At 30.9% G+C, this 9,268-nt stretch carries 10 protein-coding genes and 2 pseudogenes; 7 read left to right on the top strand and 5 right to left on the bottom strand.

Annotated elements, in window-relative coordinates:
* Positions 1 to 21: 21 nt before the first annotated feature.
* Positions 22 to 332: pseudogene (locus RU86_RS12285) on the bottom strand (hypothetical protein); the annotation flags it as partial.
* 785 nt (positions 333 to 1,117) lie between these two features.
* Between RU86_RS12285 and RU86_RS00905 the strand changes: the two are divergent.
* The 7 genes and pseudogenes from RU86_RS00905 (at position 1,118) to RU86_RS00930 (ending at position 5,692) form a co-directional block, all read left to right on the top strand.
* Complete coding sequence (locus RU86_RS00905; RefSeq protein ID WP_245810448.1) at positions 1,118 to 1,321, top strand: type II toxin-antitoxin system RelB/DinJ family antitoxin; 204 nt, start codon at positions 1,118 to 1,120, stop codon at positions 1,319 to 1,321.
* A 97-nt stretch (positions 1,322 to 1,418) separates the two neighbouring features.
* The gene (locus RU86_RS00910; RefSeq protein WP_096813599.1) at positions 1,419 to 1,763 is read left to right on the top strand and encodes a putative type II toxin-antitoxin system PemK/MazF family toxin; all 345 of its coding nucleotides are present in this window, start codon (positions 1,419 to 1,421) and stop codon (positions 1,761 to 1,763) included.
* A gap of 73 nt (positions 1,764 to 1,836) precedes the next feature.
* Complete coding sequence (locus RU86_RS00915) at positions 1,837 to 2,376, top strand: GNAT family N-acetyltransferase (RefSeq protein ID WP_096813600.1); 540 nt, start codon at positions 1,837 to 1,839, stop codon at positions 2,374 to 2,376.
* Positions 2,377 to 2,774: 398 nt separating this feature from the next.
* Positions 2,775 to 2,927 (top strand): annotated as a pseudogene (locus tag RU86_RS00920) (phage tail tip lysozyme); the annotation flags it as partial.
* A 142-nt stretch (positions 2,928 to 3,069) separates the two neighbouring features.
* The gene (locus tag RU86_RS00925) at positions 3,070 to 3,489 is read left to right on the top strand and encodes a YjdF family protein (RefSeq protein WP_096813601.1); all 420 of its coding nucleotides are present in this window, start codon (positions 3,070 to 3,072) and stop codon (positions 3,487 to 3,489) included.
* A 209-nt stretch (positions 3,490 to 3,698) separates the two neighbouring features.
* Entirely contained in the window at positions 3,699 to 3,860 is a 162-nt protein-coding gene (locus RU86_RS11975; protein ID WP_179296161.1) for a hypothetical protein, read from the top strand.
* A gap of 707 nt (positions 3,861 to 4,567) precedes the next feature.
* On the top strand, positions 4,568 to 5,692 hold the full coding sequence (locus RU86_RS00930; protein WP_047915134.1) for a cation:proton antiporter: 1,125 nt from the start codon (positions 4,568 to 4,570) through the stop codon (positions 5,690 to 5,692).
* 361 nt (positions 5,693 to 6,053) lie between these two features.
* Here RU86_RS00930 and RU86_RS12455 read toward each other — a convergent pair whose 3' ends face one another.
* The 4 genes from RU86_RS12455 to RU86_RS00950 form a co-directional block, all read right to left on the bottom strand.
* Entirely contained in the window at positions 6,054 to 6,425 is a 372-nt protein-coding gene (locus RU86_RS12455) for an integrase core domain-containing protein (RefSeq protein ID WP_096813602.1), read from the bottom strand.
* Complete coding sequence (locus tag RU86_RS00940; protein ID WP_096813603.1) at positions 6,308 to 6,892, bottom strand: IS3 family transposase; 585 nt, start codon at positions 6,890 to 6,892, stop codon at positions 6,308 to 6,310. Before RU86_RS00940 ends, RU86_RS12455 begins: the two co-directional genes overlap by 118 nt.
* Positions 6,893 to 6,905: 13 nt before the next feature.
* Entirely contained in the window at positions 6,906 to 7,169 is a 264-nt protein-coding gene (locus RU86_RS00945; RefSeq protein WP_096813604.1) for a transposase, read from the bottom strand.
* Between the two features lie 87 nt (positions 7,170 to 7,256).
* On the bottom strand, positions 7,257 to 8,228 hold the full coding sequence (locus RU86_RS00950) for a N(5)-(carboxyethyl)ornithine synthase (protein WP_096813605.1): 972 nt from the start codon (positions 8,226 to 8,228) through the stop codon (positions 7,257 to 7,259).
* Between the last annotated feature and the right edge of the window lie 1,040 nt (positions 8,229 to 9,268).

The following is a 9,268-nucleotide window of genomic DNA, read 5'->3' on the forward strand; positions in this document are numbered from 1 at the left end:
ATAGTATTGTAGTACATTATATTATTTACCTGCTCTTTTATTTTGGTTAACCTTATTATTTGTGAGACCACCTAATTTTATTTTTATAGCATTAGAACAAACCTCTGTTAAAGATATTCCAATTGCTTCTTTATAGTTGAAACAAAGCAACTGCATAGTTTTAGGGTATCTTTATTTAGTAATGCAATGAATTAGTCCATAGATTTGGTACTCTCTTTATCTTCATTACCATTAAATGCATTTAGTAACTGTATAGCCTTTTCTAGAGTATTATGTAAATAGTCAATATCATCATCTCCAATGCTTACTTTTTCGTATTCTGCTTTAAATGAAAAATCAAAACAAAATATGAGAAGTACAAAGAGGAATAGTTGAACTTTGAAAAAAAAATCAGAATCGTTATGATAATGACTTATATTCAGTTGTAATGGTACCTAGACACTACTATCATAACTGATTGTAAAGCTGTTGTCAAAACGATGATGACCGTTGATCCGTGTAAGCACACAGGGATCTGTAGAAATCTCAGAACACTGCATAGATTTAGTGGACAAGACCTTTAAACAAGTGAGCCACGAACAAATCTCGGTCTATGTAGTGACCCTTTCTAACAAAGGAATGCATGGCGCCCGAAAAATAACTAAAATTTTTCATATAGGTAATATGTAAGCTGACTTATGAAAGTATTTCAGCCTCATTTAAAACAAGTACAAACGGTGATAGGTTCGATTTTTCCATGTCTTGAAAATGAAAGACTAGAGATTATATTGACTATAAATGAAACATAAAATAAAAGGTATCAGCTATGCTAATCCTTTTAAATTTTCAGATAGAAAGTGAAAACTGAACATTATACGACATGAATGTGCTTGTTTCTATTAAGTCAGGAAAATAAGTCAGGAAAACAATTGTCAATGAATGCCAACTTCGGTATGTTTGTTTCCTGTGAAAATGACAATAGACGATCCTTGTCTGTTGTAAACTGCTTATAAGTATTTTCCCAACTTTTCTTATAGGTAGTTTAGAGCAGATAATTTCAATCACTAACAAATGAAAACATTCGCTAACGTTTTTTGCTTATTTATAGTATAATGTAGCTAGATAAGGAGGATTAGACATGGCAACTATACAGATTTCTACAAGAGTGGATGATAAAATTAAAGAAATGGCTCAAAAAGTATTTGAGCGTCAAGGTCTTGATATTTCTACTGCGCTAAAAATGTTTATTACTAAGACTGCTTATGAACAAGAGGTCCCGATATCTTTAAAGAATAGTGAGGATACAATTCCTTATCCTGCTGGTTGGTTTAATGAGGAATGAGTGAAAAATAGGCAGAAGATAACTGATTTAGCCTTTAAAAATACTCAAGTTCAGAAATTAGATTTATCTAAAAAGGAAGATGTAAGGGAATTTTTTAGTGAATAAAGATATTAGAGAACATAGTATCATGATTGCTAATTTGGCATATGACGAGGGCAGGGAATTTGGTTCAAAAACTAGACCTGCTTTTGTTTTGAAATTTGATAATGAGATTATTAGTTATTTCAATATTACAAGTCAATTTAGATCAAAGTCTGATTATTACCAATCTAAATATTTTGAGATAAAAGATTGGGCATATTCTGGTTTGGATAAGCCTTCTTGGATCGATACTTTCAAGATTAGACGGGTAGAGGAATCATATGTCATCATTAATTTTGTTGGTTATTTATCTTCACAAGATGAAGCAAGAATGATTGATTTTTTAGCAGGCGTCAAATAGGATCACTCATTGTTTTATACCTGCCAGTGTCATAGAATCTAGTAAATTTAGAGAATAGAGGGGGGGGTGTACTATGGAAGAAGTCTACCTGACGAAACCAAGTTTGGCATTTGAAAAGGAAATTTTGACTTATCGAGATGAATTTCATAATCCTGATGATCATGTTCCTGGGTCAAATATGTTGGAACATTTTAATACTGTCGAAGCGTGGTTAAATAATATAGAGTTGTCTGTGAGTTACGCAATGCTTCCCGATAAAAAATATGTACCGTCTTATGCATATATTTTAGTTAAGAAAAGTAACAATAAAATATTAGGCATGTCAAATTTAAGACCAGAGCTAAATGATTATCTACTAAATTTTGCTGGTAATATAGGGTATTCAATCGCACCTTCTAAAAGAAGAAAAGATTATGGAAAAGTCCTTTTGAAAAAGACATTATTAGAAGCAAAAAAAATGGGATTGGATCGTGTTCTCTTAACTTGTGATGAAGGAAATATCGCTTCTGAAAAAAATATTATCAATAATAATGGTATTTTTGAAAATAAAGTATATGATGAAGATGATAAATACAAAGGATATGTAAAACGTTTTTGGATAGCACTTATATGACAGCATTTGGACTTGAGAAATCAGGTCTTTTATTGTTGTTAAATGATTGACCTGAGCAAGTCATAAACTGTTTAGCTATATTAAAATTAGTGTTCAGGCTGACTTTATCAGTCGAGACTAGAACAGGGTTTTAAAAACTGTTTAATCATTAAATAAACTGAGATTAAAAACAAGGTGTTGCGTATCATATTATTTTGTGACTGTCGTCTGGTTGATGAGATCTATTAACTAAGTTACGTTTTAGATTCCCTGTAACTATTGGGGTCAATTCCTGTTGGCCGCATAAAATAAAATATAAAGAAATAGTGGGATAGAGAATGGTTGCTGATGTAAAATAGAAAGATTGACGTTCTGTGTAAGAAATAAATCAAATAAACAATTTGATTATTTCTCAGATATACGGTCATGTAGTTTTTGTGGAACAAGTCAAGGATGATGGATCTGTCTTGATTTCAGAAATGAATGTGACAGGACTACCACCACTTACAGTGTCTTATCGAACTTTTTCGGCTGATGAATCTAAACAATTTTGGTATGTAGAGGGGAAATAAGTTTGTTTATTATTTTTAAATGAGATATAATCTTGTTAGAAGATAAAAACACATCTTGGTTGGTAGTCCAAGAACGCTAAATCGTAAGTAACCCTCCTCCTAGGTTGTCCGTTCTTCAAGTAATACATTAGGAGGTATTATTTTGAATACAATTAGTGTCACACTTACAATTTTATTTGAGCCACCATTTTGGGTAGGCGTTTTTGAACAGAGGTTCGATAATAAAATTGAAGTGGCTAAAGTGACTTTTGGCGGTGAGCCTAAGGATTATGAAGTTTATTCATATATCTTAGATCATTACTATGAGTTGCGGTTTAGTCCACCGATTGAAGATGAGGTGTTTTATAAAAAGAAAGTAAACCCAAAACGTCTTCAAAAGTTAGCTAAAAAGCAGATGATTGAATCTGGTGTTGGTACAAAAGCGCAAAAAGCATTAAAGCTTCAGCAAGAGCAAGGTAAACTAAAACACAAAAAATTATCTCGTAATCAGAGAGAAATTGAAAAACAGAGACAATTTGACTTGAGACAAAAGAAACGGAATGAAAAGCACAAGGGACATTAATAATGTCGTCTGTGTTTTTTTATTTAAAAAATATTACTGACTATATTAAAAGGAATGATTTGAATTAATTACTGAATATTTTTTAGAAAGAAATGGAGGGAAATAATCAATGCACTCAACAGATTTTATTATCCGTGAAATGAATGATGAAATATGAAGCACAGATTGATTTGTTGTGTCAGGATGCCAAACAGATGATATAAGACAAGATGCTAAAAATCATTTTAGCAACAATGGGGAATCATTATGAAAATGATGAAAAAACAGTTGCAAGTCAAATTAGTGTAATGCGTAAAAATCAAGCTTATCTTAGCACTAATTGTTTCAGACTATCAGGAAGAGTTTGCTTACAAGCGTTTGAAAAATTTTGATGGCAGTAAAAAGAAGCATTTTAAGATATATACCATCAAATAATAATTTAGAAAAAAGACAAATATAGTGATATAATTAGTAGTAATTGCTATCTCTATTCTTTTTTATTTTACAGAGATAACTAATGTGAGACATGAAAATAGATAGCGTCTGGCTTGGCAGATAATATGTAAGAAAACCTTGTTGGCTTGATAGATAATGAAATAAAAATAGCATCCCAATCAATAAAATGGGTTGAGATGATTGTTACAAAAGGAGATAACCGGTGGCAAAATTATATTTTAAATATATGATATAGTCACATTAAGCCTTATATAGCAGGTTCCAGAGTTTATTAACTAAAATTCTGGGCAAAATCTGGGCAAATGTTTTGAGAATAGTCATTAAAAATTGAATACAGAGTAAAGTTTATCATCATATAAATTGGTAAACTTTATTTTGTATTTTTTATCTAAAATTTTTATAACTTCATGGATCATATATTTATTTGTTTCATACTCAAAGTTATAATTTTGTAAATGTTTAACAATATATCTTATACAATCACTATCAAGGAAAACTGTAGTCTCATGTAATAGATACTCCAGTCGAAAAAGTTTTACTCTAAATATAATTTAATGGAACCGATGGGCGGGGTAGACTCCGCAAATGTATTAAATTTTTCTCATCTCCCTTTTTAAACAATGATTATGATAAAATAGTAATCATGAATGATATTTTACAAATAACGATAATACTTGCTTTTTCTTTTATTGCTACCATTATTTCTAGACGCATACAAATACCAGAAGTTGTTGGTTTAATGGTTATTGGTGTGATATTATCACCATCTCTTTTAGGATGGGTAACTGGAGGCCACACTATAGAAGTAATATCCGAAGTAGGTCTGATATTGCTCATGTTCTTGGCAGGTTTAGAAAGTGATATAGAGTTATTAAAAAAATATTTAAAACCCTCCTTACTTGTAGCTTTAACTGGTGTGTTTATTCCGATTTTAATTTTTGGGGCAGTATCAATTGGTCTGGGACATGATATATCTACCAGCTTCTTTTATGGCATTGTATTTTCAGCTACCTCGGTTTCTATAACAGTACAAGTCTTACAAGAATATGGTAAGTTATCAACAAAAGCTGGGAATATTATTTTGGGTGCTGCAGTAGTAGATGATATACTTGCAATTTTGATTTTATCAGTCTTTACAAGTGTAAAAAAGCAAGAAGGCAATCTCTTATATCAATTTATGTCTGAAATAATTTTTTTCATCTTTTTATTTTTAGTTTACAAGTTTATTCCGCACTTTTGGAAATTAGTAAATAAACTTTCTGTACCTAAAAAGCATGTTATAACTGCTTTACTGATTTGTTTAAGTTTAAGTCTGTTGGCAAATAGTGTTGGTATGTCTGCTGTTATTGGTAGTTTTTTCGCTGGTCTTGCCATTGCTCAAACAAAAGTATCTGATCAAATAGAAAGTGCAATATCTGAAATAGGTAATATTATATTTATCCCTGTATTCTTTGTCTCTATTGCTATATCTATTGATTTAAAAAGTTTATTGACTGCGCCTATGCTTATTCTTTGTTTTACTATTTTAGCTATTCTAACCAAATTTGTCCCAGCATATTATGCAGGAAAGTTATTTAATTTAGATAAAGAGGAATCGCTTTTAATAGGTGCTGGTATGGTATCACGAGGGGAAATGGCACTTATTGTCTCACAAATAGGAATAACTAGTACAATTATTAATCAAACGGTCTACTCAGATCTGGTAATAGTTATTATTTTGACAACGATTATTGCACCTTTTTTAATCAAATATATTTTAAATAAATAAAGAACTGTTAAAGTCTAAGGCTTTTATTGTATCAATAATTTTAGAGGAACTACCTATTTCGACTGTTCTAAAAAGATCCTTTTATTCATAGAAATAGTCTGTTTCATAATAGGGGGCATGCCAAATTTGTCAGCTTTAACGTTGTTAAATTCATAAATTATTATGCTATCCAGATGATAACGAAGTTTTTAAATTTCTATGATTGTGTAATAATTTGTGTCAGGTGTAAATTCATTTTTGTCAGCTAATTATTTTGTGATTCCTTATATCATGTACTTTTTTTACTTCAAATTCTATGTTATCACTATGGATTTGAGTCAAGTTTATGGACACTTTTTTGTAGAATTTTCTCTTGAAATAATCAAGCCCCCTGTTCGACTTGATTTGGTGTAAGATAGTTGATTCTACTGTGGATCCTATTTTGGTTGTACCAGCCTTCAATATACCGAAAAAGTTCTTGTTTGGCGCTTTCAAAGTCTGGATAAACTGTTTGATAAACCTCCTCTTTCTTCAAAATAGCATGAAACGACTCAATACTGGCGTTATCATAGGGATACCCTTTCTGACTGTACGAATGAGCTATCCCAAGCTCACATAAGCGTTCCTCATAGGCTTTCAAAAGATATTGACTGCCTTGTCCGTTTGTAAAATCAAGCCATCGTTTACTCGATAAGCCACTTTCTCTATGGTCTGAAGTACAAGCTCTTTTTCCATCGTCTTTGAGAAGTCCCATGCGATAATTTTCTTTGAATACAAGTCCATAATGCTTGAGAGGTAGCACCACTCATCTTTAACAGTATGAATATAAGTAATATCAGTTGACCATTTCTCATTAAGTCTGCTTGCTATAAAATCTTGTTTAAGTAAGTTTGACAAGTGTTTTCGATCAGAACTAACGGGTGTTTTCGGCTTCCATTTCTTTCGAGTATTAGCTTGTAAACCCATCTTTCTCATCAATCGCTGGACTCTTTTAAGAGAGCAGTTGTTACTTGATTGGATTAATTTCTGATGGATTTTAGATGCGCCATATCGCCCTTTAGCGTTTTGATATTCCTTATGAATTTGGAAAGCCAATCGTTCTTGTTCGACTTGCGTTTTACTCTTCTTACGATTAATTTGAGCATAGTAAGTTGAACGAGATAAACCAAGTGTTTCTATCACTGTTGAAACTGAAAAGCCTGTGATTAAGTTCTGAATCAAATTTTGGTCACCTTCAGGTCCTACTTTGTCGTGAAGATGACAATAGCTTTTTTAGGATTTCATTTTGTTCCATAAGCTTGGCATTTTCCCGTTTAAGCTGTCTGAGTTCGTCATTAGAAACACCAGAAATAGTATCTTTTCCATATAAATCAAGCCATTTGTACAAAGTACCAGAAGCAACGCCAAAATCTTCACTTAGCTCTTTAACTGATTGTCCTGATTGGTACAACTCTACAAGCGTCTTTTTAAATGATAAGTCATATTTTTTAGTAGTCATTTTTTTAGTTTCCTTTATAGAAATTCTACCAAATTCTGTCCATCAAACTATACTAACACCAACTATGATCTTGTAAATAGTTTAAAGTTAATAATTTTTAGATTGAAAATCTAAAATATCTGAATCGATAATTTCCCCTTTTTCTATGATAGTTGCTTTATTTAAAACTTTATTTTCAGTTTTAAATATTAGATCATTTAGAAAGGGCGAAATTGCTTGAGAAATACTTTTAGATGCAGTTCTATAAAGTAAACTGGGAGTATGATCAATAACATAGTGGTTGATTTGGTCTAGTTTATATAAAGGCTTGTTCATTGTTGTGATATGAGAACTTTCGATACCACCCCCAACATCAGCAGAAATATCTATAATTAAAGTTCCAGCATTCATTTGTGCTAAATCATCAAGAGATATCAAATGATCGTGTCTATTAACATCCCAAAGAGCAGCATTTACAATAACATCATACTCATTAAGGGATTTACTTAATAATTCCTCTTGATTATGTTTGAATACCGTAATGTCGGCACCAAGCCCTTGTAAAATTTTTATTGCGCCGAAAGCAACATCGCCTCGACCTATCACTGCAACTTTTGTATCGTAGGGCATTTGTCCTGTTAGGAGAAAGGCATGCATGATTGCTGCCTCACCAGCAAGTTCATTATTACGCCAAAAGATGTGTCGATTATCTAAATACATTTCTTCCCAAGCAATGGCACGAACCTTGGTTTCTACAAGTACACTTGTAATAGATTGACTTTGTTTTGCATGAAGCCATCCAAAAACAGTCTGATGTTTCTGTAATTGATATAAAAAATCAGCATCACCAATCTTTGGATCACAAATAATATCTTGTTCTAACGTAATATCTCGAGATACAATATGTGCACCTAAGACTGTGTAATCACTGTCTGAAATTCCTAAATCACTGCCATAATTCTTTTCTAAATAAATTGAATTTGGGTCTGTTAATTTAGATAATTCCTGAGGCAATAATGCGATACGACGTTCATACTTTTTATGACTCTTTAAAAAGCCAATTGTATTTTGGTTATTCATGTTGCTCGATTCATTGAGCGACTATTAATGTTTTCTGACAATCGTTCTAGTCTCAGTATAACACGAAAACGATTTCATAAACAAAAAGATTAATAAATACTGTACGACTAACAACAAGAAAGTAAATATAAAAATATTAGTTGATTGATTTGGCATTTTTTAATGGTACTAATGTGCAAATTTGGTATACAATAAATGCAGTTGATAGGGGAAATTTAAATATTTTCAATCCTATACAAAAGCTGATATTTTTTATATTAGCATTCTTAAGACCTGCTTTCAAAAATACTCGCTTATATAAATTTCAAAGAGCTTTAATTTCATGGTTTCCTTGAATTTTCAATGTTAATAATTTCAATTGATTTTAATTGATTTCAACTAAACAGTGTGTATTTTACTCTAAAAATACATGAATTGAGCTGATTAATACTAAAAATTAACACCATTGCTTAGTTGAATATTAATAAAAATATCTATTTAATGAGAGGACATACCAAATTTATTAGAAATGATGTTGTTAAATTCATCAATTATAATACCGTCTAAATGATAGAGCAAATTTAAGGTATCGATTATATTTTAAATATATGGTACAGCCATGATAATCGTTATATGGTAAGCTTCAGAGTTTATTAACTAAAATTCTGGGCAGAATCTGGGCAAATATTTTGAGAGTAGTCATTAAATTTTTGTATTTAAAATTATTTATATAATGTAAATAAGCATTAGTTGTCCAGCTATATTTTGAGTAAATTTTCACTTCAAATCTTATCAAACGTACAAATCCTTGATAGATAGGAATGATTAAATATAAGAAATGAAAACTGGGCAATTTAAGTCAAAAAAGTAATCAATATAAAATCATTAGTGGAAAAAAATAATAAAATAAAAATTACGGAAAGACTTTCCAAAAAATCTAAATTTTTCAGACATAGATATTAATTGTATTATTCCAATATCTATAAATCTACCCGAATTGCTAGTTGATTTCAATACAAAATAAATAAGCCGTGCTATTCTAATCTTAAACACCTAAGATC

Source organism: Pseudolactococcus piscium, from assembly GCF_002441695.1.
In the GTDB taxonomy this organism is placed as follows: Bacteria; Bacillota; Bacilli; order Lactobacillales; family Streptococcaceae; genus Pseudolactococcus; species Pseudolactococcus piscium.